The sequence below is a fragment of the Vibrio rotiferianus CAIM 577 = LMG 21460 genome (genome assembly GCF_002741985.1).
Classification (GTDB): domain Bacteria; phylum Pseudomonadota; class Gammaproteobacteria; order Enterobacterales; family Vibrionaceae; genus Vibrio; species Vibrio rotiferianus.
Genome location: NZ_APHW01000042.1, coordinates 1 through 2,559, shown reverse-complemented (window position 1 = coordinate 2,559; position 2,559 = coordinate 1). Strand labels below are relative to the sequence as shown.

At 47.9% G+C, this 2,559-nt stretch carries 3 protein-coding genes; all 3 read right to left on the bottom strand.

Going from position 1 to position 2,559, the window contains the following annotated elements:
- Nucleotides 1-257: hypothetical protein (locus B853_RS15475; protein ID WP_143700796.1), on the bottom strand; the 257-nt coding region annotated here is incomplete at its 3' end.
- Between the two features lie 12 nt (nucleotides 258-269).
- Complete coding sequence (locus tag B853_RS26050) at nucleotides 270-428, bottom strand: hypothetical protein (protein WP_170001023.1); 159 nt, start codon at nucleotides 426-428, stop codon at nucleotides 270-272.
- Nucleotides 429-474: 46 nt separating this feature from the next.
- A complete protein-coding gene (locus B853_RS15470) occupies nucleotides 475-2,160 on the bottom strand; it encodes a type IV secretory system conjugative DNA transfer family protein (RefSeq protein ID WP_128826914.1) in 1,686 nt (561 codons plus the stop codon).
- Nucleotides 2,161-2,559: the final 399 nt, after the last annotated feature.

The window sequence follows — 2,559 nt, the reverse complement described above, 5'->3', positions numbered from 1 at the left end:
AGTAAGCCCCACACTGTTATCCCTCTCCCCGCGCCTACATCAATTGTCGCTCGCTTAACCTTTTCCTCATGCATCAGGGTTAGAAGTAGTTTATTCACTGCCTGACGTGTCTTTACGCCCATCACCTCCGCTATGATGTCTGATGTTGACCAAACCTCATCACGCAAGAACTTTAGTACCGCTGCCCGCTTCTCTTGGGATCGCTGTGTCCGCTCTTTTGGGTCGGTGATTAGTGTGTTGAGGCGTTTATCATTCATTGCTGTAGCTCCTTATAGTTTCTCTAGGCCAGCCAGTGGGTTGTCTATCGCCTCGTTGAACGCCTCTTGCCCAATTGGTTCTGTGGTTAGTGGTTCGTTCTCTGGCTCGTCTTCCGCGTCTTCTGGCCCCTCGTCTAGTCCTGCCAGTGGGTTATCTTCTGATTCCTCCACGGCCTTTGATTTCTTGCCTTTCTTTCTCTCCAAGGCTGCTAATGGTTTATGTCTTGTTGTCCTCTGAAGAGACTGTGCACAGATCTATATGAGTTTTCTCAACCAGATAGCGATCGATAAAGGTTGTGAATGGCATTGATGACGCCCCGAAGAAATACCCCACATTGCTTGGCAAGCCTTGAAGCATGTTTTCATCCACTAGGAATCTTTCGGCCTGTCTCACTGAACGCTCTACATCCATCGACTCTGTAAACACTGCTGACGCCTTGGTTTTCCTTACCTCATCATCAATTAGAATCTTTCCGGTCTTCTGGGCTAACCATGTGCGCGTCTCTGGGTGTTCAATCGCATAGGCAATCATCAATTTACAGTTCTCCATTACCGCACCCTCTACCGCTTCAACCTCTAAGGCTCCACAATCGGCTAAGTCACTAATGGCCTGAAAAGCTAGGATTAAATGCACGCCCTTATCCCTGACAAGACCTAGACCCGCTAAGGTGATTCTTGAAATGTGGTACTTAAATTCATCGAGGAACACCGCTACAGGTCTGTTTTCGCCCTGAGTTCTGTCACGACTTGCCGCGATCTGGAAGATTCTTTGCACAAGCATTTTCTGAACGATTTTTGTCTGTTCATTCATGCTCGAACCTACGATATACACACAACCGCCAGACTCGAAAATCTCCCGCAAATCAAAGCCCCCCAAGGCATTAACGCTATTTACTAGGGCGATTTCCTCCAATGAAGTCATAAAGCCGGCTGCACCATCTTTGAACTGTTCAGCCAGTGGGGATTGAAACATTGATCGGAATGTCTGAGGCCCGTTGTTGATTTCCCCTGCAAAGACTCTTGAAGCTCTACGGTCATTGCCTTTGTGAAAGTCTGCATCTGACCCCGTTTTCTCAAGCCCAAACCCTGCTGTCATAAGCTCTTCAAGCTCATATTGAGTGATACCGGCTAACATATCGATTTGATACTCATTCGAGCGCAAGTCAAACAGGTAGAAAGGCTTGTCATTGTCTTCACAGGATTTTTTCAACACATGTCTACACCATTCATCATCTTTCGGATCGAGTACGAATACAGCCTCATCAAGTCCAATCGACTGAGCAAGCAGCATCTGAGCCGCACGACCTTTACCCGCACCAGACGAACCAATCAATTGAGCGTGTTTCTTCTGGTACACATCTTTAGGGATATATTGAGGTTTGCCGTCTGAATCCATGCCAACAAACACGCCTTTGTTAAAGTCGAAATACTCAACAGGCAAATAGTTCTCTTCGTTATTTGGAAGCAGCTGATCAACGGTTCTGATATCTGTTCGTTTATTTCGCTCCAGAGAAGTCCGACGCATCACGCGATCTCTCAAGCTATCCAACCTAGGCAGAAGATAACGGCCCCCTGCAAAGAAAAGAGCCACCCCAACAGCAACAAGCGCCAGATACCAAGGTTGAGAACTTAGGATTAAGCGTTTCTCATACACAAGACCATAAGAAAAGGCATTGAAAAGATATTGATTGACGATTGGCCCCAGAGGGCCAGCCATCAATAGAACGGCAAAGACCGTTCTAATAAAATAAATTGTTACAGGGTTATTTTTTTCTTCGTCCATCCGTAGCACAGCCGCCAAGAACAGGCCGCAAGCTATGGATAAAAGCCAGCCCCAAGCAATGCAAAATACCGTGTATTCCGCCACCACCATCGCCAAGGAAAACATAATAGAATCGATCATCGTTAACAGCTCCAAACGATTAAATACTGAGCGCAATGCTACACCTCGTCAACGAGAGATGTCAACGAGAGTTGTCAACTTTGTGCGCCTCAGCTCAAAGCGCGGGTTTTAAGTGTAGCGTCCAGCGAAACGACAGGGGGGGGCCGCACAAAACTGACAAGCGGCAGCGCAGGCAAGAGTCCCCAGACTCGGGTTTTGGGTGGGACGGAGTCCCAAGCCAAAGTCGCCAGCTAGTGAAGCGTTCAGCGTAACGGCGGGTGACCACCCTCAAAGGACCACAGATAGCGGGGCCCCAGAATTAAGCGGAGCATTAATTTAGGGAAGCGGTCTCTTAGTTTCTCCGGAGCGTTCAAGCGTAGGAGAAATCTTAGAGAATCGTGGTTTTTGTGGGTGGTCACG